General features: G+C 66.9%; 21 protein-coding genes and 1 riboswitch. Of the genes, 5 read left to right on the forward strand and 16 right to left on the reverse strand.

What is annotated here, in order from left to right; translation table 11 throughout:
* The first annotated feature begins 174 nt into the window (after positions 1-174).
* Positions 175-1,872 (forward strand): APC family permease, encoded by a 1,698-nt coding sequence (locus J7E80_RS11280; protein WP_251036745.1) that lies wholly within the window; start codon positions 175-177, stop codon positions 1,870-1,872.
* Positions 1,873-2,001: 129 nt separating this feature from the next.
* Here the strand turns inward: J7E80_RS11280 and trmB are convergent, their stop codons facing one another.
* A complete protein-coding gene (gene trmB, locus J7E80_RS11285) occupies positions 2,002-2,979 on the reverse strand; it encodes a tRNA (guanosine(46)-N7)-methyltransferase TrmB (protein ID WP_251036746.1) in 978 nt (325 codons plus the stop codon).
* Between the two features lie 328 nt (positions 2,980-3,307).
* Here trmB and J7E80_RS11290 point away from each other — a divergent pair, with 328 nt between their 5' ends.
* A complete protein-coding gene (locus J7E80_RS11290) occupies positions 3,308-4,585 on the forward strand; it encodes an MFS transporter (protein ID WP_311380811.1) in 1,278 nt (425 codons plus the stop codon).
* Positions 4,586-4,678: 93 nt separating this feature from the next.
* Here the strand turns inward: J7E80_RS11290 and J7E80_RS11295 are convergent, their stop codons facing one another.
* Both J7E80_RS11295 and J7E80_RS11300 read right to left on the reverse strand, forming a co-directional pair.
* Positions 4,679-5,968 carry an MFS transporter gene (locus J7E80_RS11295; RefSeq protein ID WP_215051570.1) on the reverse strand — a complete coding sequence of 430 codons (1,290 nt, stop codon included), beginning with the start codon at positions 5,966-5,968 and terminating at the stop codon, positions 4,679-4,681.
* Between the two features lie 24 nt (positions 5,969-5,992).
* Entirely contained in the window at positions 5,993-7,249 is a 1,257-nt protein-coding gene (locus J7E80_RS11300; protein WP_215051572.1) for a M20 family metallopeptidase, read from the reverse strand.
* A gap of 131 nt (positions 7,250-7,380) precedes the next feature.
* On the opposite strand from J7E80_RS11300, the gene J7E80_RS11305 reads away from it, so the two are divergent.
* The gene (locus tag J7E80_RS11305; RefSeq protein ID WP_215051573.1) at positions 7,381-8,415 is read left to right on the forward strand and encodes an Lrp/AsnC family transcriptional regulator; all 1,035 of its coding nucleotides are present in this window, start codon (positions 7,381-7,383) and stop codon (positions 8,413-8,415) included.
* Here J7E80_RS11305 and J7E80_RS24610 read toward each other — a convergent pair.
* Complete coding sequence (locus tag J7E80_RS24610) at positions 8,327-8,533, reverse strand: MerR family DNA-binding transcriptional regulator (protein ID WP_396020757.1); 207 nt, start codon at positions 8,531-8,533, stop codon at positions 8,327-8,329. The two genes, J7E80_RS11305 and J7E80_RS24610, sit on opposite strands and share 89 nt — an antisense overlap.
* Before the next feature lie 120 nt (positions 8,534-8,653).
* Here J7E80_RS24610 and J7E80_RS11315 point away from each other — a divergent pair, with 120 nt between their 5' ends.
* Positions 8,654-10,036: an MFS transporter gene (locus J7E80_RS11315; RefSeq protein WP_215051576.1), complete on the forward strand. Its 1,383-nt coding sequence runs from the start codon at positions 8,654-8,656 to the stop codon at positions 10,034-10,036.
* 36 nt (positions 10,037-10,072) lie between these two features.
* On the opposite strand, the gene J7E80_RS11320 is transcribed toward J7E80_RS11315, so the two are convergent.
* The 5 genes from J7E80_RS11320 to J7E80_RS11340 form a co-directional block, all read right to left on the reverse strand.
* Positions 10,073-10,777, reverse strand: a complete 705-nt coding sequence (locus J7E80_RS11320; protein ID WP_215051578.1) for a cyclopropane-fatty-acyl-phospholipid synthase family protein — start codon at positions 10,775-10,777, stop codon at positions 10,073-10,075.
* Between the two features lie 3 nt (positions 10,778-10,780).
* Positions 10,781-11,176, reverse strand: coding sequence for a DUF1801 domain-containing protein (locus J7E80_RS11325; protein WP_215051580.1), 396 nt, complete (start codon positions 11,174-11,176; stop codon positions 10,781-10,783).
* A 119-nt stretch (positions 11,177-11,295) separates the two neighbouring features.
* Entirely contained in the window at positions 11,296-11,631 is a 336-nt protein-coding gene (locus tag J7E80_RS11330; RefSeq protein ID WP_215051582.1) for a Rieske 2Fe-2S domain-containing protein, read from the reverse strand.
* Positions 11,628-14,141 carry a nitrite reductase large subunit NirB gene (gene nirB / locus J7E80_RS11335; protein ID WP_215051584.1) on the reverse strand — a complete coding sequence of 838 codons (2,514 nt, stop codon included), beginning with the start codon at positions 14,139-14,141 and terminating at the stop codon, positions 11,628-11,630. The genes J7E80_RS11330 and nirB overlap by 4 nt, the downstream gene beginning before the upstream one ends.
* Entirely contained in the window at positions 14,141-14,488 is a 348-nt protein-coding gene (locus J7E80_RS11340; RefSeq protein WP_215051585.1) for a molybdopterin oxidoreductase, read from the reverse strand. Before J7E80_RS11340 ends, nirB begins: the two co-directional genes overlap by 1 nt.
* 501 nt (positions 14,489-14,989) lie before the next feature.
* Here J7E80_RS11340 and J7E80_RS11345 point away from each other — a divergent pair.
* Positions 14,990-16,879: a DEAD/DEAH box helicase gene (locus J7E80_RS11345; RefSeq protein WP_215051587.1), complete on the forward strand. Its 1,890-nt coding sequence runs from the start codon at positions 14,990-14,992 to the stop codon at positions 16,877-16,879.
* A gap of 90 nt (positions 16,880-16,969) precedes the next feature.
* Here J7E80_RS11345 and J7E80_RS11350 read toward each other — a convergent pair whose 3' ends face one another.
* The 7 genes from J7E80_RS11350 to J7E80_RS11380 form a co-directional block, all read right to left on the reverse strand.
* Positions 16,970-17,620 carry an MBL fold metallo-hydrolase gene (locus J7E80_RS11350; protein WP_215051589.1) on the reverse strand — a complete coding sequence of 217 codons (651 nt, stop codon included), beginning with the start codon at positions 17,618-17,620 and terminating at the stop codon, positions 16,970-16,972.
* A 128-nt stretch (positions 17,621-17,748) separates the two neighbouring features.
* A complete protein-coding gene (locus J7E80_RS11355; RefSeq protein ID WP_251036747.1) occupies positions 17,749-18,753 on the reverse strand; it encodes an aldo/keto reductase in 1,005 nt (334 codons plus the stop codon).
* Positions 18,754-18,852: 99 nt separating this feature from the next.
* A complete protein-coding gene (locus J7E80_RS11360; protein WP_251036748.1) occupies positions 18,853-19,251 on the reverse strand; it encodes a multidrug efflux SMR transporter in 399 nt (132 codons plus the stop codon).
* Positions 19,248-19,571 (reverse strand): multidrug efflux SMR transporter, encoded by a 324-nt coding sequence (locus tag J7E80_RS11365; RefSeq protein WP_215051593.1) that lies wholly within the window; start codon positions 19,569-19,571, stop codon positions 19,248-19,250. Before J7E80_RS11365 ends, J7E80_RS11360 begins: the two co-directional genes overlap by 4 nt.
* Before the next feature lie 8 nt (positions 19,572-19,579).
* A riboswitch (guanidine-III (ykkC-III) riboswitch) is annotated at positions 19,580-19,645 on the reverse strand.
* Positions 19,646-19,758: 113 nt separating this feature from the next.
* Complete coding sequence (locus tag J7E80_RS11370; protein ID WP_215051595.1) at positions 19,759-20,493, reverse strand: GAF and ANTAR domain-containing protein; 735 nt, start codon at positions 20,491-20,493, stop codon at positions 19,759-19,761.
* A gap of 49 nt (positions 20,494-20,542) precedes the next feature.
* Entirely contained in the window at positions 20,543-21,073 is a 531-nt protein-coding gene (locus J7E80_RS11375; protein WP_215051596.1) for a ferritin, read from the reverse strand.
* A gap of 68 nt (positions 21,074-21,141) precedes the next feature.
* The gene (locus tag J7E80_RS11380; RefSeq protein ID WP_215051598.1) at positions 21,142-21,864 is read right to left on the reverse strand and encodes a HutD family protein; all 723 of its coding nucleotides are present in this window, start codon (positions 21,862-21,864) and stop codon (positions 21,142-21,144) included.
* Between the last annotated feature and the right edge of the window lie 48 nt (positions 21,865-21,912).

Genomic DNA, 21,912 nt, shown 5'->3' on the forward strand with positions numbered 1-21,912 from the left:
ACGGCGGCTGGGTCGGCTCATCTCCCGGGGAAACGGGTCCGGGCGCAGCCAGCTAGGCAACATCAATGGGGGGAACGGCCGAGGCACACAAACTGTGCCCGGCGGTAGATTTCACCCGCGTCCAATGGCGGCCGCGGATCATCACCATCGTGCTTTTCTGACTTAGGAGTTCAGATGTTAGAACCCAGCAAATTAGGATCCGGTAAGAGCGATGCAAGCGGCATGGACGAGTTCGGCTACGCCCAGACTCTGGACCGGAGCATCGGCAAGTTCGCCAGTTTCGCCGCCGGCGTCAGCTACATCTCCATCCTTACCGGTGTTTTTCAACTGTTCTACTTTGGTTTTTCCATGGCCGGCCCGGCCTATGCGTGGTCTTGGCCCCTTGTCTTCGCGGGCCAGCTGATGGTGGCGCTGTGTTTTGCTGAACTTGCCGGCCGCTACCCGGTGGCGGGATCGGTTTACAACTGGGCCAAGCAGCTCTCGTCCGGGACGTTCGCGTGGCTGGCCGGCTGGCTGCTGCTGATCTCCTCGATCGTGGCGCTTGGCGCCGTGGCCCTGGCGCTGCAGCTGACCCTGCCGCAGATTTGGTCAGGTTTCCAGATCATCGGAGACGGAACGGGCCCGTACGACTTCGCCGTCAACGGCGTCCTGCTGGCCAGCATCATGATCTTTATCTCCACCCTCATCAACGCCTTCGGCGTGAAGCTGATGACCAGGATCAACAGCATCGGCGTGTTCGTGGAGCTCGCCGCTGCCGTGCTCCTCATCCTGGCCCTTGCCTGGCATGTGGTGCGCGGGCCGGAGGTCCTTTTCAACACCGCGGGCTTCGGCGAGGACAACGACCTAGGCTTCTTCGGGGTCTTCCTCATCGGCGCCATGGCTTCCGGCTACGTGATGTACGGCTTTGACACCGCCAGTTCCCTCGGGGAGGAGACCAAGGACCCGAAAAAGACCGCTCCCAAAGCCATCCTCCGTGCGATCACGGCGTCCTTCGTGCTGGGCGGCCTGATCCTCCTTGGCGGTCTCCTGGCCGCCCCTGACCTGAACGACCCCAAGGTGGGGGCCGCCGACGGCGGCCTGCAGTACATCGTGCTCTCCGTCCTCGGCGGCCCGTTCGGGAAGGCCTTCCTGGTGTGCATCGTCGTGGCAGTGATCGTGTGCACGCTCGCCGTCCACGCCGCCGCCATCCGCATGATGTTCGCCATGGCCCGGGACAACAACCTGCCCTTCAGCCGCCAGCTCAGCAAGGTCCACCCCGAGCGGAAGACGCCCACCGTGGCGGCCATCGTGATCGGACTCATCGCGATCATGCCGCTGATCGTCAACATCTCCCAGCCGGCGATCTTCACCATCCTCTCCAGCATCAGCATCGTCCTCATCTACCTGTCCTACCTCCTGGTCACCGTGCCGATGCTGCGGCGCCGCTTCCTGAAGAAATGGCCCCTCCCCGACACAGGATCAGAAGCAGGATTCAGCCTCGGTAAGTGGGGCCTGCCCGTGAACATCCTCGCGGTGCTCTGGGGCGGGGCCATGACCCTGAACCTGATCTGGCCGCGCCCCGAGATCTACAACTCGGTGCCGCCCTTCGAGTGGTACCTGCAGTGGGGCGGCGTCATCTTCGTCGGGACCGTTGTGATCGGCGGGACGCTGCTCTACCGGCTGCGCATCAGGCACCGCACCGGAGTCCTGGCCGAGCATGCCGCGGCACATCCGTCCCAAGGCTCCGCCCGGACGGCAGCTCCGGCTGCCACCCAACTGGCGTCGGATCCTGTCCAAGCCGGAGCCACGCGGTTCTCTGAGGACGTTGTCAGTGAGATCCCTGACGCGCTGGCAGGCGATCGTGCGATGTCAAAGCAAGGTACGGGGTCGTAGGTTGGCCCCCTGCCGATAATGTGCACCGGGGTCAGGCAGCACCCGCAGCCCCGGACGAGCATCTCTTCGCCAATGCCGACCGGCGGAGGGATGCTCGTCGGGCGTCTGCGTACACCGCAGGCGGGCTGCTCAGACGCGGCGGTAGCAGAGGTCGAAGATCATGCGGCCCGCTTCGTGGGCCTTGTTCTCGAAACTCGTGCGGATGCGGCCCTCGAATCGCGGCGCCCAGCCACCGGTTTCATCGATGCCCTCGTTGGGACCCGTGTGCTCCGTGCTGACCGGCGCCCTGCCTTCCTTCACGGGGGCGCCGCCTACGAGCGACTCCACACCGGTCTGCCAGACGTGGGTGAGAGGGCTCTCGGGCCCCCTGCGCTCACCATCATGCATGTTAACGAATGCCGTGGAGCCAGCGAGAACGTCGCGCACGTGCACCGCGTAGTTTGACCAATCCGTGGCGATCCGCCAGAGTCCGCCCGGCTTCAATGCCTTGGCCGCCAGTTCTGCGAACTCGGGCTGAATGAGCCGGCGCTTATGGTGGCGGGACTTGTGCCACGGGTCGGGGAAGAAGATCCACAGCTCGCTCACTGATCCTGGCGGAAGCATGGTGGCGAGGACTTCGGGGGCGTTGGCCTCCACGACGCGGACGTTGGTGAGGCCCCTGCTGTTGATCTTGATCATCGTGTTGGCCAGTCCGGGGGTGTAGACCTCCACGGCGAGGAAGTCCTTGTCCGGGTTTTCCTCGGCAGCGTGGCAGACGGCATCACCAAGTCCCGAGCCGACCTCAACGATCAGCGGGGCCCTGCGGCCGAACTCTGCCTCGGCGTCAAAGGTGTAATCCGGGTGGACCGAGGTGTTGGCCACGTGGCGGGGGACGTCCACTGCCCAACGGTCCGAATGCTCTTCCCAGGCAGCCTGCCGACGGCCCTGGAGGCGGGTTCCGCGCCGCACAAAACTGACGGGCCGCCCGCCATAGGTGCCGAACGAGGCCTGGCTTCCGGGCGTCACGGGCCGCGGCGGGTTCGGCCTTTGAGGCGGCTGGTTCTCATGCTGCCGGTTCTCGGCCGGCTCGTTCTCAAGCGGCCGGGGGGACTCTGGGGTTTCACTCATCACCTCCAGAATAGTGGAGTTCGCGGGGTAGAACCCGCCGGCATCAACGATGAGGGCGGCGTGCAGGGCGTTTCAGGACACGACCGTGATAATGCCGTGGATGGCCGCTGGAACAAGAAAAAATTCGGCTTCCGTTCCCACAATCCAGAGCCATGCCACACCCGTGCTCCAGGCCGTGGTGTCGCGTGCGTGCCGCCTCACGGCGGATAACTCCCCGGGCACCGGCCGCGTCGGCTTGGGGGCCGGCTACCCGTTCCGTCGCAGCCAAGAGCGGCACCGCCTAAGCTGCTGCAAGAATGGGCGGGTGACTGAAGGGGAGAATGCGGCAGTGAGGAACGAGGTGCGTCAGAGCTTCCCCGATGTCGGACCGGGCTCGCTGGTGGACGCGGAGGTGGATGAGGTCCCCTCCGCGGAGCCCACGCGCGTTGGCGGCCGCCGGGCGCTGGCGTACCTTGGCCTGTGCCTGGTACTGATCGGACTGAACCTGCGCACAGTATTCTCCAGCTTTTCGGCGGTTCTTCCCGAAATAACATCGGATGCCAGCCTGCCGGGCTGGGCAGTCGTGGTACTGACGACTGTCCCCGTGACTCTGCTTGGCGTGTTCGCGCCGCTGGCGCCGGTCCTTGCCCGGCGGTTTGGCGCAGAGCGTGTCCTGTTGGGGGCCATGGCGGTGCTTACGGCCGGACTGCTGCTGAGGCCTGCCGCCGTCCCGGGCGGCGGGCACCTTCCCGCGCTCCTGGCGGGAACGGCCGCGTGCGGAGCCGCTATTGCACTCTGCAACGTGCTCCTGCCGGGTCTGGTGAAGCGCGACTTCCCCCACCGGCTCGGACTGATGGGCGGCCTCTACACGACGGCCATCTGCGCGTCCGCTGCCCTCGGGGCCGGCTTCACCTACCCGGTCTTCAGCGCGACAGGACAGTGGACTTCGGCGCTGTGGTTCTGGGCGGTGCCGGCCGCCGTCGTCCTTCTCCTATTCCTTCCGGTTGCCGTTCGGCAACGTCACGGCCAGCACAAGGCAGTGCACAGCGGCGTGAACGTGTGGCGCTCCGCGATGGCCTGGCAGGTGACCCTCTTCATGGTGCTGCAGGCCATGATGTCCTTCAGCGTGTTCGCGTGGCTCGCCCCGATCCTCCGGGAACGCGGGGTCGACGGCGGAACGGCCGGGCTGATTGTGTCCGCCTCGATCGTGCTGCAGATGCTGGGCTCGCTCTTCGCCCCGGCGTTGGCAGCGCGCTTCCGGGACCAGCGGGCGATCAACACGGTGGTCGCGCTGATGACCGGGGGCGGCTTCGCGCTGAGTATCTTTGGCCCCCTGGAACTGATCTGGGTGTGGACCGGACTGCTCGGCCTGGGCCAGGGGAGCCTGACGGCTGTGGCCCTGACCATGATCATGCTCCGCACCCGGGACGGGCACACGGCTGCGCACCTCTCCGGCATGATGCAGGGCGTGGGCTACGGGGTCGGTTCCACTGGCACGCTCATGGTGGGCCAGCTGCACCAGGCAACGGGATCGTTTGCGGCCGCCGGCGTGCTGTTCCTCGCGGTCGGGTCCGCCGCCGCGGTTTTCGGGTACCGGGCCGGGCGGAACCGCTACATCGGCGGCTGACCACCCTAATAGATAGCAGCACGCGCCGTTCTGAACGTTCAGAACGGCGCGTGCTGCTACCTGGTTGGGGAAAGGGTCAAGGTGGGGAAAGGGTCAGTGCGTCAGGTCCTTGCCCTTGGTCTCGGGGAGTGTGAAGACGAACGCCGCGCTCACGGCCAGGAGCACCACCGCGTAGACGTTGAACAGGTTGGGCATCTGGAGCGTGGTGCCGAGCCACTGCTGCAGGTAGGGGGCGGTCCCGCCGAACAGCGCCACACAGACGGAATACGGCACCCCCACGCCCACGGTCCGGATACTCGTGGGAAACAGTTCCGCATACACGGCCGGGACAATGGCGGCGCTCGCGGCAATGAAGATGAGCATCACGGACATGCCCACGGCGAGCTGCCACGCGGAATCCTTCAGGAGCCAGGTCATGGGGAAGTGCATGACGGCGGAACCGATGGCGCCGGACCACAGCACCTTCTTGCGGCCGATCCGGTCGGAAAGCTTGCCCCAGAAAGGCAGGGCGGCGATGAACACGATGTTGCCGATGACGCCTGCCCACAGTGCTTCGCCGCGGTCGATCTTCAGGGCCGTGGTGGCGTAGCTAGGCGCGACGACGCCCCAAATGTAATAGATGACCGTGAGGCCGACCGTCAGCCCTATGACCTGCAGGGCCTGCCTGCGGTACCGCACGATCTGCGGCCAGATCGGAGCGCGCTTCTCGGCCGTGGTTTCGCCTTCGAACGCGTCCGTCTCATGCAGCCGGGAGCGCATGATCAGCGCGTAGAGGCCCATTGCAGCGCCGATGAGGAACGGAATGCGCCAGCCCCAGGCATTCATGACCTCCGTGCTCAGAGCCATGTTCAGGATCGCCCCCAACAGCGTTCCGAACAGGATGCCCACCGTGCCGGAGGTGTAGATCAGCGTCGCCCAGAAGCCGCGGTGCTCTTTGGGCGCCATCTCCGAAAGGTACGTTTGCGACGACGGCAGCTCGCCTCCGTGGGCCAGTCCCTGAACCAGCCGGGCTACCAGGAGCATGAGCGAGGCCCACGCGCCGACGCTCGCAAACGTCGGTGCAATGCCGATCATCAGGCTGCCGAGGGATGCCAGCCCGACGGCGAGCGTCATGGAGGCCTTGCGTCCCACCCGGTCGCCGATCCAGCCGAAGAGGAACCCGCCGAACGGGCGGGCAACGAAGCCGACGGCGAAAATCGCCAGAGTGGAAAGCACCGCCGACGCGGGATCCGACTTGCTGAACAGCTGGCTGGCGATGAACGGTGTGAAGGTCGCGTAGATGGCCCAGTCGTACCATTCGACGGCGTTGCCGATGCCGGTGCCGACGACGGTCTTCCGCGTGGACACGCGGTCCGCACGCTGCTGGCTGATGGTGGTGGTCATGGTTTCTCCCTGTGGTGGGCGGAGTTAGGAAGCTGCGGAGGAGGTGGTGGCGGAGGCCAGCGTGGCCAGCCGCGACATGGCGAGTTCCGCGTAGAGTGCGGCCCCGTCAGCCAGCACGCCGTCGTCGAACGTTGCGTACGGTGAGTGGTTGAAGGGTGACGTGGCATGGTCCGCATCCCGGGGCACGGCGCTCAGGCCGACGAACGTGCCGGGCACCTCGGCGAGCACGCGGGAAAAGTCCTCGGAGCCGCTGAGCGGGGTGCCCCAGCGCGCGAGCCTTGAATCGCCGAAGAGCCCGCTGATGACCTTCTCTGCGGTATGCGTTTCGTCCTCGTCCGTGACGGTGAGGGGGTACTCCTGCTGGTAGTCCACGTCGACGTCGAGGCCGTGCGCGGCTGCGATTCCCTTGAGGAGCCGGGGCACGGAGGCCATCATCTTCTGCCGGGACTCGTCGGAGAACGTCCGGATGGTGGCCTCGATGCGCGCCGTTTCCGGGATGACGTTGCGTTTGGTGCCGGCGTGGAGGACGCCGACGGACAGGACCACGGGATCGAACATGTTGAACTGCCGGGTGACCATGACCTGCAGGGCTGTCACCATTTCGGCCGCAGCCGTGACCGGGTCCTTGGCTGAGTGCGGGGCGGAGCCGTGGCCGCCGGCGCCAAGCACGGTGACCACGAGCCCGTCGGAGGAGCTGAGCATGACCCCGGGCTTCGTGCAGAACGTGCCGTGGGGTTCGAGGGAGGAGAACACGTGCATGCCGTAGGCGGCATCCACACGCCGGCCGGCGGCATCCAGCACGCCCTCGCGGATCATGTAGCTCGCGCCGTCGAAGCCTTCCTCGCCCGGCTGGAACATCAGCACCACGTCCCCGGCCAGCCGGTGACGGCGTTCAGCCAGGAGCGTGGCAGCTCCGGCGAGCATAGATGTGTGGAGGTCGTGGCCGCACGCGTGCATGGCGCCGTCGATCCTGGAGGTATATTCGATGCCGGTTTTCTCCTGGACGGGCAGCCCGTCCATGTCCGCGCGGAGGAGGACCGCCGGGCGGTCGGCTCCGGAGCCGGTAGTACCATCGGCGCCCGGTGCCTGGCCGCGCAGGACGGCGGTGACCGACGTCGTGTCCTGGCCCAGGGTTATTTCGAAGGGAAGCCCGTCCAGGGCCTTGAGGACCTTTTCCTGCGTCCGCGGTAGCTCCAGGCCGATTTCCGGCTCCCGGTGCAATGCGTGGCGGAGCCGGGCGATGTCTCCCTGCAACTCCCGGGCGTCTGCGGCAATCGGCACGTGTACTCCTTGTCTTCGGTTTCCTGCTCTGGTCTATTCTGAAGTGACCGGCTTCACAGTGCGGGAAAGTGCTGGAAAAATGCAGCAGACGCGGAGTGTCACAGGATTCATGCAAATCAGAGGAGGCGGCAATGGAGCTCAGCGAGGATGACCTGGCCCTGATCAATACCCTGCAGATCGCGCCGCGGCTCAGCTGGGCCGACGCTTCAGAGGTCCTTGGGGTTCATGCGACCACGCTTGCTGCGCGCTGGGACAGGCTTCGGGCGGCCGGGGCTTCCTGGGTGACGGCGCATCTGGTCGGGGACCCCAAGCAGATGTGCCTCGCTTTTGTGGCGGTGGACTGCGAGATGCACCGCAGGGAGCACGTCACGGCCAGTCTGGCCGCTGTCCCGGAAATCGTCACGGTGGAGGAGGCCGCCAGCAACCGCGACCTGATGCTGACCGTTGTCACGCGGTCGCTCGAGGAGTTCAGCACCAAAGTGGCGGCGCGGCTGAAGGGGACCGAGGGCCTGGTGAAGTACCAGACGGCGCTGTGCACCAGGCTCCACACCGGGGGTGATGCCTGGCGGCTCAACATCCTGAGCAAGGCACAGCAGGCGTCCCTCAGGGCATTGGCACGGCCCGGGCAGTCCGGCCCCGAACGTCCGGACGCCGTGCGCGAGCCGCTGCCCGCAAGCCACCTGGACCTGCTGCCCTACCTGGCCAAGGACGGGCGAGCGACGGCAGCGGACATTGCACGCGGCCTGGGACGCAACCCGGCAACCGTCCAGCGGCAGCTGAACCGTGTGCTCGCCAGCGGGATCCTGTCCCTGCGCTGTGAGGTGGCGCAGCGCTACTCGTCGTTTCCGGTCACCTGCCAGTGGTTTGTCAACGTTCCGGCCGGGCAGCACGAGGCTGCGGCGGCGGAGATCCGGTCGATCCGGAATGTGCGGCTCAGCGCGTCGACCACCGGCCCCACCAACTTCGTGATCATCATGTGGCTTCAGTCCCTCGCCAGCGTCATGGACGCCGAGCTTGCCCTGCAGCAGAAGGTCCCAGGGATCGAACTGGTGGAGAGCGTCGTCATGCTGACAACCGTCAAGCGGGTCGGTTGGATGCTGAACGAGGACTCCACGGCGAGCGGCGCCGTCGTCGTTGATGCCCAGGGCCTCGAGTTCGCAGGTTAGCCCCCGGCGTGATGAGCCCGTTGCGTTCGTAGAAATGAAGGGCCGACGGCGCCACGCCGCTGCGCTGCGACAGCTCACCAATGCTCAGTGCGTGCGTCCCGGCAGCCTGATGTGGCATGCTGTCCCCCTAGCTCCAGAGACGGCGCCCGCCGGCACCGTCGCCCGCCCATGACCGCCCGCCCCTCGTGGAGGCACAACCTTGACCTCAACCTTAGTTGGGGTTTTTACGGTTGCATCCATGACTACCGATCAGGCTGCCGTGCACGAATCCGCTCCGCCGCTCTCCGCAGCATCTGCCGCAGGGATCCTCCGGCGACCCTACCTCCTGGTGACCATCGGGTCATGCGCCCTCGTGTTCCTGGCCGCCTTCGAATCGCTGGCAGTCACCACCATCATGCCGCTGGTAAGTCGCGAGCTCGACGGCGCAAGCCTCTATGCCCTCGCGTTTGCCGGTCCGCTGGCTACGGGCGTGATCGGAATGGTGGGAGCGGGCAACTGGTCCGACCGGCGGGGCCCCTTGGCGCCGCTGTACGTTTCCGTGGCCGTGTTCGTGCTGGGCCTGCTGATTGCGGGCACGTCCGGCACCATGGCCGTCCTGGTGGCGGGAAGGCTGGTCCAGGGCCTGGGCGGCGGCGCGATGACCGTGGCGCTCTATGTTGTGGTGGCCCGCGCCTACCCGCCCGGGCTGCACGCCAAGATCTTCGCTGCCTTCTCCGCCGCGTGGGTCATACCGTCCCTCGTGGGGCCGTTTGCCGCCGGGATCGTGGCGCAGCTGGTCGGCTGGCAGTGGGTGTTCCTTGGTGTCGTGGCCCTGGTGGTCCCCGCCCTGGCGATGCTGGTCCCGTCGCTGCGCGGTGTCCGGTCGGGGCCCGAGGAAGAGCCGGTTCCCTGGGCCTTCCGCCCGCTGGCATGGGCTGCGCTCGCCGCCCTCGCCGTGCTGGGCCTGAACCTGTCCCCGCGGATTCCGGTGGCCGGCGCGCTCGTGGCGGGTGCCGCCGTCGTGGTTGCCCTGCTGGCCGTCAGGCCGTTGGTTCCGCGCGGAACCCTTGCCGCCCGACGCGGCCTGCCCAGTGTGATCCTGACGCGCGGCCTGGCTTCTGCCGGGTTTTTCGGCGCCGAAGTGTATTTGCCCTACCTGCTGGTGGAACGCTATGCCTTCTCGCCCACGTTCGCCGGACTGACGCTGACCGGTGGCGCGCTCTCCTGGGCGGCGGCGTCCGCGATCCAGGGGCGGCTCGGCGGGCGGCTGGCCAGTCCAGTCGCGGTCCGGATAGGCTCGCTGCTGGTGCTGTCCGCGATCGTTATCGCCCTGGTGACCACCGCCTTTGACTGGCCGGCCGCCGTCGTGATTGCGGGCTGGGTCCTCGCCGGCAGCGGCATGGGACTGATGTATCCGCGGCTGAGCGTCATGACGCTCGCACTCTCCACACGGGACACTCAAGGCTTCAACAGCTCAGCCGTGTCCATTGCCGACTCCCTCGGCGGGGCTCTCGCGCTCGCCGCTACCGGCATCGTATTCACCGCGTTTACGACGACGGCGGCCTCCTTCGCCGGGGTCTTCGCCCTCACGGCGGTGATCGCCGCAGCCGCGGTGATCACCGCGCCCCGGGTCGCGGACTGACGGTTGGGCCGGGTCGTTCGCTAATGGGCGGGCCGGTCAGGCGGCTGGGCGGGCCAGCCGGGTGGCGCGGAGGACGGCGTCCGCGAGGATGGCCGTCTGCCCGTCCGGACCTGTGGCTTCCCGTTCCCGGCTTTCCGCCACATCCACGCTCCACTCCGGCGCTGCAATGCCCAGCTCGGCCGTGAGCTGTTCCGCCGTGAAGAACATCCCCGTGTCCGCATGGCTGCCGCCCTGGTGACTGCCGTCCTGGTGACTGCTCCAGGGCGGAAGGCCGTCCGGGTGGTGCCCCACAATCAGGAGCGTCCCGCCTGGCCGCACGGCGTTGGCCGCAAGACGGTGGGGCGGCTGCCACGGTGCGACCGTGGAGTGCAGGAACTGCACGGACACGAGGTCAAACTGTTCCTCCGGGGTCCACGTTGCCAGGTCCCGCTGCAGCCAGGTGACGCGGTCCCCGATCCGGGCTTCGGCCGCGTGGGCGGCAGCCCGTTCAAGCGCGACGGCCGACACATCCACGGCGGTCACCGTCCAGCCCCGTTCGGCGAGCCACAGGGCATCGGCACCTTCGCCACAGCCGAGATCCAGTGCCCTGCCCGGGGGGAGCCCGGCTGCTTCCGCGACCAGCTGCGGGTTAGGCCGTCCGCTCCAGACGCGCGGACGGCTCCGGTACATTTCGTCCCAAAGCTGGGCGGCGCCGTCGTGCGCTGCTTCGTTGCTGCTGGAGTGGTGCTCGGAGGAAGGCATGGACTAACCGCCGCTCTTGATCTGGCGCCAGCCACCGGCGCGGTTGTTGGCGATCATCGCCCGGAACATCTCCGACAGGGCGGCGGCGTTGATCGCTTCGCCCTCGTAGAAGGCCACCGTGCGGGCCGTCTTGTTTTCATGCCCGCTGGTGATGATGTGCTCCGGGTCCGGCACGATTCCGCCGTCGTAGAGGAAGACGTTGACGTGGTCCTTGGCAGCCAGGAGGGCGCAGATGTTGCCCTGGAGCTCGAAGTAGGGCTGCCGCGTGCGCTTAATCGTCTCCGTCACTTCAGGATCGGCGGAATGGACCAGCTCGCGGACCTCCCGGCACACCGCCTGCTGCCACTCCGGCAGGGCGTCAATGTAGGCGTCCACGCGCGGATCTGCGGTGTAATCCATGGGGACTACCCTGCCACAGAATCGCCCGCCCAACTAGGTATCCCCCGCCCAACTATGTAGCAGCACACGTCGTTTTAGGCCCTGGGAACGGCGCGTGCTGCTACGTACTTGGGAGAGCGTCAGGGAAGCTGCAGGACGATGTTCCCCTCGCCGTCGGCGGTCACGGGATAACTGTGCAGCGGCCCCGCCCCGGTGGTGGAGCATCCGGTGGCGAGGTCGAAGGAGTGCTGGTGCAGCGGACACATCACCACCGTCCGGTCGATCGTGCCGTCGGCGATCGGGCCGCCCTTGTGCGGGCAGACCGCCGAAACTGCCCGGAGGGACCCGTCCCGGAGCCGGAACACCGCGATCTGCTCGCCCGCCACGCCGAACGCGCGCCCCTCGCCTACGGGTACCTGCTCGAGCGGACCGAGCACGTGCACGGCGCCGGGGACAGGACCAGCCCCGGCGCTCATCGGACCGGCACCTGGGGGAGGACCGTGAGCGGAAGCGAGGTGCGGAACTGCCCGGGGGTGAGGGGGTCGTCCCGCTCGGCCCAAGGGTCAACGTAGGCGTCGACGGACTGCTGCATCGCGGCGTCGAGCTGCGCGCCCAGCCCCTCGGCGTCGTCGACAATCACCGAGCGGAGGTGCTCGATCCCCACCCGCGGCACAAACGCGTAGGTCCGCTCCAGCCAGTTGGCACGCTCGCGGTAATACTGCATGAAGCGGCCGGCCAGCAGCGTCACGGTCTCGGGATCATCCACGGTGGCCAGCAGGTCGCCCTTGCGGATGTGCGCCCCCGCCGCGCCGCCCACGTAGATCTCCCAGCGGCCGCCCTCCACCGCGACCACGCCCACGTCCTTGACCAGCGACTCGGCGCAGTTCCGCGGGCAGCCGGACACGGCCAGCTTCAGCTTCGCCGGCGACTCGATGCCCTGGAAGCGGGATTCGATCTCGATCCCGAGCTTTGTGGAGTCGCCGGTTCCGTAGCGGCAGAACTCCTGGCCCACGCAGGTCTTGACCGTGCGGAAACTCTTGCCGTAGGCATAGCCGGACGGCATGCCGAGGTCGGCCCAGACCTTCGGCAGGTCCTCCTTGGGAACACCCAGCAGATCGATCCGCTGCCCGCCGGTCAGCTTCACCAGCGGAACCTTGTACTTGTCCGCGACATCCGCGATCCGGCGGAGCTGGTCCGGCGACGTCACGCCGCCCTTCATCTGCGGCACCACCGAGAACGTGCCGTCGCGCTGGATATTGGCGTGGACACGGTCGTTCACGAACCGCGCGTCACGCTCGTCGATGTACTCGCCGGCCCACATCATCTTCAGCAGCGACGCCAGGCCCATCTTCGACTTCGCGTCCTCGGCGCCGCCTGGGGCCAGCGCTGCGAACACCGCAGACACGGACCGCAGCCCCTGCTCGCGGACGGCCTTCAGCAGCTCGGCCTTCTCCAGCGGCACCCCCGGCACGTAGTAGCTTGCCGCCAGATCCTCCGCCACGGCGCCGTCGGCAGCCCATTCCACCACCTGGCGCACCAGCAGCTTGCACGAACCGCAGCCCTTGCCCGCGCGGGTCGCATCCATGACGCCCGCCAGCGTGGTGCAGCCGCCTTTGACCGTATCCACGAGCGCCTGCTTGCTGACTCCGTTGCAGTTGCAGACCTGAGCGTCGCCGTCCAGTTCCGCGACCCCCGCCTCCTCACCCGGCCCGCCGACGTCGAACAGCAGCGCGACCCGTTCCTCCGGCAGCGGCAGCCCGCGGTCGAACGCCTGCGTCAGGTACGCCACCTTGCGGCTGTCCCCGAGCAGTGTGGCCCCAACGATCTTGCCGTCCCGGATCACGATCGATTTGAAGACGCCCCGGCTCGGCTCCGAAAACACCACGTGTTCGTCGGTGTCCCGTTCCGGGGCCTGCAGTCCCATGGAAGCGACGTCCACGCCGGCAACCTTCAGTTTGGTGGCGGTCCGGGTCCCCAGGTACGCCGCTTTGGGATTGGCGCCCGTCACGTTGTCGGCCAGGACGGCGGCCTGCTCCCACAGCGGCGCCACCAGGCCGTACACCTCGCCGCGATGCTGGACGCATTCGCCGACCGCGTAGATCTCGTCCTCGTCCGGCACCCTCATGTGGTCGTCCACCACGATGGCCCGCTCCACCGGCAGGCCGCTCGTGACAGCCACTTCAACGTTGGGGCGGATGCCGGCAGCCACCACCACCATGTCACAGTCGATGTCCGGCTTGTCGCGCAGCCGGACGCCGCGGACCCTGTCGTCACCCAGGATGGCCGTGGTGCGGCTGCTCGTGTGCACCCTGATGCCGAGGGCTTCGACGCTGCGGCGCAGAACCGCCCCGCCGTCGGGCCCCATCTGGACGTTCATGAGGTGCCCGCCGGAGTGGACCACCTCGACGTCGATCCCGTGGCTTTGCAGCCCCCGCGCGGCTTCGAGCCCTAGAAGTCCGCCGCCGATCACCACGGCCCGGTGGTGATGGTCCTGCTGGGCGTAAGCGACCATGTTGCGGGCGTCGTCGATGGTTCGGAAGGCGAAGATTCCGGGCAGCAGCATCCCTCCCGGCATATACATGCCGTCCATGGGCGGCAAGTGGGATCGGCTGCCGGTGGCGATAACCAGGACGTCGTAGGGGGTGGCGCGGCCGTCGTCGGAAAACACCAGTTTGGCGAAGCGGTCGATTTTCTGTACCCGGACGCCGGCATGGAGCGTGATGTTGTTTTCCCGGTACCAAGCCAGGGAGTTGAGGAAGATGTTGCCGGTGTCCTCCTCTCCCGAGAGAACATGGCTGAGCATGATCCGGTTGTAGTTGCCGTAGGGTTCGTCGCCGAACATGGTGATCCGGTACTGGGCTTCGCCGCCGCGGGCGAGGATCTCCTCGACGGCGCGCGCCCCGGCCATGCCGTTGCCGATCACGACGAGTCGGCGGCGCAAGTCAATGTTTTTGGGCCGGAGGGAACGGCTGGCCAGCGTGGTCATCAGTGCTCCACCATGCCCAGGTCCACCACCAGGTAGCCGCCCACTCCCTTGTCGGCCAGCAGCAGGAGCTCGATCAGCGACCCGCCCTCGATGTCCTCCACCACGCGGAGGGGGACATGGACATCGCTCTTGGCCCCGATCGGGAAGTACCGCATGGGGATGCCGTCCCGCATCAGGACCACGGTGACCAGTTCGGGGGAGGAGTTGCCGCCGCGGAAATACAGGGTCTGGTTGATCACGCCGTCCGGCACGTAGTGCGACAGCTGGCTGTGGATGGGCACGGGCTTCTCCAGCCCGGCTCCGTCGAAGGGGAAGATGCCCTGGAGGAAGAGATTCTTCAAGGTCATGTCAGATCCTTTCGGCAGGGTGGTGCTGGCCTGGCTACCGTTGCCTGGCTGCGGTCGGCCGGGCATACGTCCATCCTGCGTGCCGGTTGTTTCGGGACGCCGCCCCCGAGGTAATTTCCGTTTAACACCTTTCTCACCACCTCCTCCTCTGCCGCCCAGTTGGGGAGGTTGCGGGAGGGGCGGGGTGATTCAGGGACAGCCGATGCGGGACTGGATGCGTCCGGATGCTAAGCTGGTGGAACTTGATGTGCAGTGATGCCCACTTTTGAACCGGTTCATCAACCGGTTCCCCGAAGGATTTATCCGGCAGGGAGTGGGTTTTTTCATGTGAGAGGCACATCCTGCGTCGATGAACGCGTTCTATTTGGTCCCGACTGCCGCCCTTGAAATATTGGCAGCAGCCTGGTTGATCACCTGACTTTTCTTCGGCGATCCCCTGGGCCAACCGGCGTCGGGGGCCGATATCCGCTTGGATACCGCCTGAAAGACCCTGATAAACACATGACTACTTTCGCTGCCCTCGGCACGCCCAAGGCCCTCGCCGACACCCTGACAGCACAGGGGATCGAAACCCCGTTCCCCATCCAGGTCAAGACCCTTCCGGACACCCTTGCCGGCCGCGACGTCCTGGGACGCGGCCGCACCGGCTCCGGCAAGACCATCGCCTTCGCGATCCCGCTCGTGGCACGCCTCGCCGAGCGCGAAGCAAAGCACTTCCGCAAGCCCGGCCGCCCCATGGGCCTGGTCCTTGCACCCACCCGTGAGCTGGCCACCCAGATCAACGCCACGATCGAACCGCTTGCCAAGGCTGCCGGGCTGAACACCACCGTGATCTACGGCGGCATCTCCCAGGCCCGTCAGGAAAAGGCCCTGCGCGCCGGCGTCGACATCGTCATCGCCTGCCCGGGCCGCCTGGAGGACCTGATCCGCCAGCGCATCCTGACCCTCGAAGCCGTCGAAATCACTGTCCTGGACGAAGCCGACCACATGGCTGACCTCGGCTTCCTGCCCGTGGTCAAGAAGCTCATGGACATGACCCCGAGCCAAGGCCAGCGCCTGCTGTTCTCGGCCACCCTGGACAACGGCGTGGACAAGATCGTCCAGCGCTACCTGTCCAACCCGCTGACCCACTCCGTGGACGACCCGCAGGCCGCGGTGACCACCATGGAGCACCACGTGCTGGTGGTCAACGACCAGACCGTCAAGAAGCAGCTGATCGTCGAGCTCGCCTCGGGTGCCGGCCGCCGCGTGCTCTTCATGCGCACCAAGCACCACGCCCGGAAGCTGGCCAAGACGCTGACCGACGCCGGCATCCCCGCCGTTGACCTGCACGGCAACCTCTCGCAGAACGCCCGTGACCGCAACCTGGCCGAGTTCTCCTCCGGTGACGTCCGCGTCCTGGTGGCCACCGACGTTGCTGCCCGCGGCGTGCACGTGGACGACGTCGAACTCGTCATCCACGTTGACCCGCCCACGGAGCACAAGGCATACCTGCACCGCTCCGGCCGTACGGCACGCGCCGGTTCGGACGGCACTGTGGTCACGCTGACCCTGCCCGAGCAGCAGTCGGACGTCAAGAAGCTGATGAAGGCTGCCGGCGTCGAGGTCAACTTCGAGCGCGTCACCGCCAACTCACCCTTGGTTGCTGAACTTGTGGGCGAAATGGCCGACAAGATCGATCCGCGTACCCGTGCAGCCCTGCTGGCCGCCAAGGCACAGCAGCAGGGCGGCGGCACTTCCACCGGTGCCAACGCTGAGCGGAAGCGCGCACGCCGTCAGGCCGCACCCCCCGCCGGTGGCCGTGGAGGACGCGGCGGACGTGGACGCGTCTCGGCTGAGGCTCCCCGCACCGACCTTCCCCGTGCAGAGCGACGCGCCGTGGCCTACGAGGGCCAGGCTGCAGCCCGCAACGCCGCAGACCGCGTCATCGAGCAAAACGAAGACCGGGCCCAGGCAGCAGCAGCTGCACGCCGCAACGCACGCGGCCGTGGCACGGCGTCCACGCATCGCAATGACGTTCCAGCGGCGGGTGGCCGTTCATCGGCCGGCCGCGGTTCGGACGGACGTGCCGAATCCCGCATTACCCGCAGCGATGCTCCCCGCGGCGGCACCGGCCGCCCGGCCACCGGTGGCCAGCGCGGCGGACGTCCGGCAACGGGCCAGCGTGCTGCCGGTACCGGCGCCCGGGCCGGCGCTTCGGCAGGCGGCCAGCGCGCCGCGGCCAGCGGGAACGCCGGCGGCAACAAGGCCGTCTGGTCCTCCAACACCGGCGGCACCTCGGGCGGATCCTACACAGGCGGCGGCAACGGCCGTTCCGGCGAAGGCCGTCCGGCCCGCAGCGGCCCCCGCCGTGCATCGGCTCCGGCCTCGAACGAACGCCGCGGCCGCTAATCCCCAGCTTAACCACCATCGAGTGCTCCGTAACCGCCGTTTAGAGGGTTCATAACGGCAGCTATGGAGCACTCGATGAGGTTTCATGGCTTACCAGCCGCGGGCACGCCACTCCGCCAGGTGCGGACGTTCCGCGCCCAGGGTAGTGGGCTTGCCGTGGCCCGGGTGCACCACAGTGTCGTCCGGGTAGACGTCGAACAGCCGTTCGCTGACATCGGCGATCAGCTGGTTGAACCGCGCGGGATCGTTCTGGGTGTTGCCCACGCCGCCCGGAAACAGCGAATCCCCGGAGAAGATGTGGGCCGGGCCCTCCGGATCCTGGTAGACCAGTGCAACCGAGCCGGGGGTGTGTCCGCGCAGGTGCACTGCCGTCACATCGAAGCCGTCGAAGTTGCCGACGTCCCCGTGGTGCAGCAGCACATCCACCGGCACCGGCAGTTCCGGGGCGTCATCCGCACCGGCGGCCGTCCTGGCGCCGGTCGCTTCCACGAGCTCCGGAAGGGCACGGACGTGGTCCCAGTGCCGGTGCGTGGTGGCTATCAGCGCCAGCTGGGGCGTGGCCGCGGTGTCCTTTGCGGCGTCCGCGAGCAGGCCCTGGATTGCGGGCAGGTCATCCGCGGCATCGATCAACAGCTGCGCGCCGGATTCCTTGGCGGTGAGCAGATATACGTTGTTGTCCATCTCGCTGACAGAAATCCGGCGGATGGTGATGTCCCGGAGTGAATGAATGAGCGTGTCCATGCGCTTCAGTCTACGAAGGTTGAGCGCTGACGCTCGTGCAGGCCGCCGTGCCCTCCGCGGATTCCACTATCGGAATGCGGAGGGGCGGCGTTTCTGCTGCTCGATGCGGCACAGCCGCCAGGAGCTTGTTACTCGCGGCCCAGGGACACCCACTGCGGATCGGCCGACCGGGAACCGACGACGGCGTCCGCGGCGGCGTCGAGAGCCTCGAGTTGCGCCGGGGTCAGCTCCACATACAGTGCGCCCAGGTTTTCATCGATGCGGTGCGCCTTGCGCGTGCCGGGAATCGGGACGACCGGCAGCCTAAGCCGCTTGCCATGAGCCAGCAGCCACGCGAGGGCCACCTGGGCCGGCGTTGCCTCCAGCACGGTGGCCACGAGCTGGACGGCAGCCACCACCGCCTGATTCGCATCCGCTGCCTCCTCCGCGAAGCGCGGGATCTTGCGACGGAAGTCGTCGTCACCCAGCTGCGAGGCATCAACCGTTCCGGTGAGGAATCCGCGGCCCAGGGGCGAATACGGGACGAAACCCACGCCGAGCTCGGCTGCGGTGGGCACTACATTGCGTTCCACGTCCCGGCTCCAGATGGACCATTCGCTCTGGACTGCGGCGATGGGGTGGATGCTGCTGGCTTCGCGCAGCTCCTCGGCGGTCACCTCGGACAGGCCCAGATGGCGGACCTTGCCCTGCTGCACCAACTCGGCCATGGCGCCGACCGTTTCCGAAATCGGCACCCGGACGTCGCGGCGGTGCATGTAATAAAGGTCAATGACATCCGTTCCCAGGCGCTGGAGACTGCGGTCCACGGCCGCCCTCACATAAGGGGCGTCCCCGCGGATGTCGCTGTAGCCCGTGGACGGCACGCCCACCAAACCGAATTTCGTGGCCAGCTGCACCTCGCCGCGGCGGTCCTTGAGCAGCTGTGCGATCAGCTCCTCATTGCTTCCGCCGCCGTAGATGTCGGCCGTATCGATGAAGCTGATGCCGGCATCCACCGCGTGGTGCAGGGTCTGCAACGCCTCGGCCGGGTCCACCTCGCCATATACGGGGGTTAGCGCCATGCCGCCAAACCCGAGGGGGCTGACGTGGAGGCCGTCCCCCAGATACACCGTTGTTGCCGAGTTATTCGTCATCTCAATCTCCATCTCCGGGGGATGCTGTCCCAGCCAAGAACCAAGGCAGCCGGGCGGGTATTCCGGCAAAATGCTTTTCTACGGCCAGCAGCGGAAGACTCAGCGGCCCTGGTCCGCTGCCGCGGCTGGTCGAGGCTCCCTTTGGGAAGGCAGCAGCTTCAGGCCGGCGGCGCAGCCCGCGATTCCGGCAATGAACAGCAGTTTGACCGCACTGACAGGCTCGACGCCGGTGGCCATGGCCCAGCCGACTGTCAGAGCTGCGCCGATCCCCACCCAGACGGCGTAAGCGGTACCGAGCGGGATGTGCTTCACTGCCAGGCCGAGGCCAAGCATGCTGAGCGCCGCCGCCCCGGCAAAAACCAGCGACGGTATCTGTTTCGTCAAGCCGTCGGACAGTCCCAGGGCTGTCGCCCAGACCGCTTCAAGAACGGCGGAGGCCAACAGGATGAGCCAGGCGGCACGGGGCTTTTTCGGTGACATCAGCTCCGACATCATCATGCCACCACCTTCAGGCCAACCACGCACGCAGCAATGCCGCCGAGCAGCAGCAGCCGCGCCGCCGTCGGCCGTTCAACTTTGGTGACGATCGCGTAAGCGGACGTCAGCACCACCCCGACGCCGACCCACACCGCGTAGGCGGTGCCGGTGGGGATGGACTGCATCGCGATGGTGAGGCCGGCCGTGCTGGCCATGAGCGAAACGAGGAAGAGGAGACCCGGGGCGATCCGGCGTCGGCCTCTGGCCTGGGAGGTGCGGTGCAGCGCGGCAGCCCACACCGCCTCGAGGGCCCCGGAGAAAATGAGGATGAACCACGACATGACAGCTCCTTGGCCAGTCTTGTCGCGTGCCGGGTACTGAACCGTCGTCCGGAGGTCCACGAACGGGACCTTGGTTTTCACCCTAGCAATGCCCGACGGCAGCTGCCACCGTTGGTGGTCATGCTCACCGACAGTGCCGGGCCGTGAGCCGGCGGCCAGTCCGGGGGGTGGTATGGCAGGATCCGGGTCAGGGTGCGAAATGGGAGTGCCCGCCGCTGCCGGCAATCTGGAGCAGGATTTCCTCGGCAACGAGGTGCAGTTTCATGTTCCGGTGGTTTGAGGCCCGGGTCAGGATGGCGAAGGCCTCCTCCTGGCTGCACCGGTTCTGGCCCATGATGGCTCCACAGACAAGGTCGATCGTGGTGCGGTTCACCATGGCAGCGCGCAAGTCTTCCGCGAGAAGCTGCTCGGTGCCGATGCGGACCGCCAGGCGCAGGGCGTGCCCGGCGGTCTTCGCGAATCCTTCGGCCACGGTAACAGTACGGGAATCGAAGACGCCGGCGGCCCGCGCATAGATGTTCAGGGCGGCCCAGGAATCCTTACCGAGTTCCAGCGGGAGCCCGAGCACGGAATAGATGCCGTGGCTGGCTAGAGCCTTCTGGTACTCCGGCCAGCGGGTTTCCGTGCGGACGTCATCCAGCAGGACAGCCGTATTGCTTTCCAACGCCTCGAGGCATGGCCCACTTCCCAACAGGTGCTGGATCTCATTCACTTCGCGGGCGTTGGGGCTGCTGCCGGCAAGCGTGCCGGAGCGATTCCGCCGGCGCAGCGTGATGGCGCACGCCACGGGCTCGTCGATTGAGTTGCTGATTGCCTTCGAGGCGTAGACAGTCAGCTCTTCCAGGAATTCACCCACGCTGGCGGTGTCGATGATGAGGTCTTGCAGCTCAAGGATGGAGGACTCGTCGTGCGGAGTCGTCATAGCATCATGCTACGCCTGCAAGATGCCCGCTGGACTCTGGCTTTGCCCCCTAAAGAGTGCCGCCAGCCGCTTCCGGTGCCGAGGCGTCACGCCCGCTATCCCCGATGGTTTCCCGCGCCACGAAGTTCTCGATATCGAAGAGGTTCTCGGCCCGCTCGGCGATGTTGAGCAGCGTGCTCATCGAGGCGACTTCCTCGACCTGCTCCTTGAGGAACCAGAGCATGAACTGCTCCCCGAGCGCATCATCTTCGGCCCGGGCTGCCCTGAACAGGCCCTCGATGCTCTGCGTGACTTCCTTTTCCTGCTGCAGCGCGAGCGCCAACGGCTCCGTCACCGAGTGGAAGTCGTTCCGGACAGCGGGGACACCCGGAATTGAGACCGGGTGGTTCCGGTCCAGCATGTACCGGACCATCATCATGGCATGATTGCGTTCCTCCACGGACTGGCGGTAGAAGTACTTCGCCAGCTGGGGGAGGTCCTGATTATCGAACCAGACAGCCACCGCAATGTACTGCTGGGAGGCAGCAAACTCATGGCCGATCTGGAGTGAGAGGAGATCGGTGAACTTTGATTTCGTCATGGACCAGAGTCTAGGTCGGGCTCTCCCGACGGAACCAGTGTGGCAAAGCTCAGCTAAGCAAGCACAGGCTAGCCTGCCACCTGGTCCTGGGACGCTGCGTCGGTGGACGTCACCTCGGTAGACGCCGAGCCAGGGGACACTTTGTCGATGGATATGACCGCCAGGAAACCGCGGCCCAGGATCTCAGGCGTCCGGGTGTCTGAACCGACCACCGCGTCATAGCGGCCTAGCGTCTCCGGTTCACCCTGACTGCCATCAATGCGACTGCCTTGAGATTCGCTTGCCTCAATTTCGCCGGCGGCCGTTTCCTCACGGTCCTCAGCCGCCGGCTCCGAGCCGGGGCTGGCCGTCGCCTGCCCCTGGAGCAAAACGGCGATTTGCCCGCCAAACACGGGGTGGGCCCGCTTCTTGGAAAGCTCCACGATCGATGTGTAGCCCTTGAAGGCACCAGCCCGGGTGATGACGTTGAGGTTGCGGATGTCGCCCGTGGGCAAGGCGCTGGAAGCGGCCGCATCCCCCGAAAAGCGGAAGGGGCGGTACTTCTCGAGGGGGTGGTCGCTGCCGTCGACGGTCAGGAGCAGGAGCTCGCCGTCGATCACCGTCAGCACCCGCTCCATACCGGGGAAGGGGGAGTAATCGCCGGCTTTGGTGACGTCGGCGATGCTGACCCGCCAATCCCAGGCACCGTCCTGCGCCGATGCCGCCAGGGGATGGCTGGCCAGGTCCCGGGTCACCCCGCCGCCGTTGCGCCACGGTTGCGGTCTGAGGTCTGCGAAGCGAATGATCTCCATCCGCCCAGCCTAGCGGGGGGACGAGTCCACACGGCAGCGAAACGGCCG

This window comes from Arthrobacter sp. ISL-28, assembly GCF_018613875.1.
Lineage (GTDB): Bacteria > Actinomycetota > Actinomycetes > Actinomycetales > Micrococcaceae > Arthrobacter.

Coding starts and splice junctions, on each gene's coding strand:
- J7E80_RS11280 (WP_251036745.1), top strand. CDS start 175: ATGTTAGAACCCAGCAAATTAGGATCCGGTAAGAGCGATGCAAGCGGC.
- trmB (WP_251036746.1), bottom strand. CDS start 2,979: ATGAGTGAAACCCCAGAGTCCCCCCGGCCGCTTGAGAACGAGCCGGCC.
- J7E80_RS11295 (WP_215051570.1), bottom strand. CDS start 5,968: ATGACCACCACCATCAGCCAGCAGCGTGCGGACCGCGTGTCCACGCGG.
- J7E80_RS11305 (WP_215051573.1), top strand. CDS start 7,381: ATGGAGCTCAGCGAGGATGACCTGGCCCTGATCAATACCCTGCAGATC.
- J7E80_RS24610 (WP_396020757.1), bottom strand. CDS start 8,533: ATGCCACATCAGGCTGCCGGGACGCACGCACTGAGCATTGGTGAGCTG.
- J7E80_RS11315 (WP_215051576.1), top strand. CDS start 8,654: ATGACTACCGATCAGGCTGCCGTGCACGAATCCGCTCCGCCGCTCTCC.
- J7E80_RS11320 (WP_215051578.1), bottom strand. CDS start 10,777: ATGCCTTCCTCCGAGCACCACTCCAGCAGCAACGAAGCAGCGCACGAC.
- J7E80_RS11325 (WP_215051580.1), bottom strand. CDS start 11,176: ATGGATTACACCGCAGATCCGCGCGTGGACGCCTACATTGACGCCCTG.
- J7E80_RS11330 (WP_215051582.1), bottom strand. CDS start 11,631: ATGAGCGCCGGGGCTGGTCCTGTCCCCGGCGCCGTGCACGTGCTCGGT.
- nirB (WP_215051584.1), bottom strand. CDS start 14,141: ATGACCACGCTGGCCAGCCGTTCCCTCCGGCCCAAAAACATTGACTTG.
- J7E80_RS11340 (WP_215051585.1), bottom strand. CDS start 14,488: ATGACCTTGAAGAATCTCTTCCTCCAGGGCATCTTCCCCTTCGACGGA.
- J7E80_RS11345 (WP_215051587.1), top strand. CDS start 14,990: ATGACTACTTTCGCTGCCCTCGGCACGCCCAAGGCCCTCGCCGACACC.
- J7E80_RS11350 (WP_215051589.1), bottom strand. CDS start 17,620: ATGGACACGCTCATTCATTCACTCCGGGACATCACCATCCGCCGGATT.
- J7E80_RS11355 (WP_251036747.1), bottom strand. CDS start 18,753: ATGACGAATAACTCGGCAACAACGGTGTATCTGGGGGACGGCCTCCAC.
- J7E80_RS11360 (WP_251036748.1), bottom strand. CDS start 19,251: ATGATGATGTCGGAGCTGATGTCACCGAAAAAGCCCCGTGCCGCCTGG.
- J7E80_RS11365 (WP_215051593.1), bottom strand. CDS start 19,571: ATGTCGTGGTTCATCCTCATTTTCTCCGGGGCCCTCGAGGCGGTGTGG.
- J7E80_RS11370 (WP_215051595.1), bottom strand. CDS start 20,493: ATGACGACTCCGCACGACGAGTCCTCCATCCTTGAGCTGCAAGACCTC.
- J7E80_RS11375 (WP_215051596.1), bottom strand. CDS start 21,073: ATGACGAAATCAAAGTTCACCGATCTCCTCTCACTCCAGATCGGCCAT.
- J7E80_RS11380 (WP_215051598.1), bottom strand. CDS start 21,864: ATGGAGATCATTCGCTTCGCAGACCTCAGACCGCAACCGTGGCGCAAC.